This window comes from Bartonella sp. AA2SXKL (genome assembly GCF_042197205.1).
Taxonomy (GTDB): Bacteria; Pseudomonadota; Alphaproteobacteria; order Rhizobiales; family Rhizobiaceae; genus Bartonella.
On the sequence record NZ_JBHIRN010000232.1, the window covers coordinates 1 to 615 of the forward strand.

1 protein-coding gene is annotated in these 615 nt (G+C 36.3%); it reads right to left on the reverse strand.

The window, feature by feature from the left end; genetic code table 11:
* Positions 1 to 198: 198 nt before the first annotated feature.
* A complete protein-coding gene (locus tag ACFINS_RS10910; protein WP_236093312.1) occupies positions 199 to 372 on the reverse strand; it encodes a helix-turn-helix domain-containing protein in 174 nt (57 codons plus the stop codon).
* Positions 373 to 615: the final 243 nt, after the last annotated feature.

Consider the following 615-nt stretch of genomic DNA (forward strand, 5'->3'; position numbering starts at 1 on the left):
TTTTAGACATTGATAAATTTTTTATTTTATGTAATTAAAAAACTATGGGAAATGCTTTGCATATTCTTGCAATGAGGTTTAAGCGGCATTATTGTAGAATAGGGGGTGAACAAGGGAAACCGTATCACGCTTTTTTTCTGCTTTAGAAATGCGAATGCAGCTTTTGAGTTAGCGATTGACAAAAATTGGCTTAGCGTGCTAACCACTCAAATTGGCAAGGGCACGTTTAGTTTTTTCGTTGGGGTGTGTCCAAATGTTTTTGACAGTGGATGAGACTATTTGGTAAGTTTCAATGCGCTTTGTCAAAGTTATATTACGGTGGCATAGCTTGGCTAAGACACTATGGCGATCCTCTTTTTGTGTGATTGTCATAAATTTCGCTCCTGATTAAACGGATGCTGTAACATCCATTTTTGTGGGGTTATTTTTAAATAACAGTCCATCTTAACGGGCAGTAACAAGAGGTTTAGTGCAAAAATTGTAGCGTTTCAACACAATATTTGCATTATTATGCAATTTGGCAAAAAAAGAAATTGAACCAAAAACAGAACAAGCAAAGCGGTTACGTTTGATACGAAAAAGCTTACAGCTTCATCGAGATCAAATAGCTACTCG

Bases quoted from the DNA above. Each gene is read 5' to 3' on its own strand.
- ACFINS_RS10910 (WP_236093312.1), bottom strand. From the start codon at position 372: ATGACAATCACACAAAAAGAGGATCGCCATAGTGTCTTAGCCAAGCTA.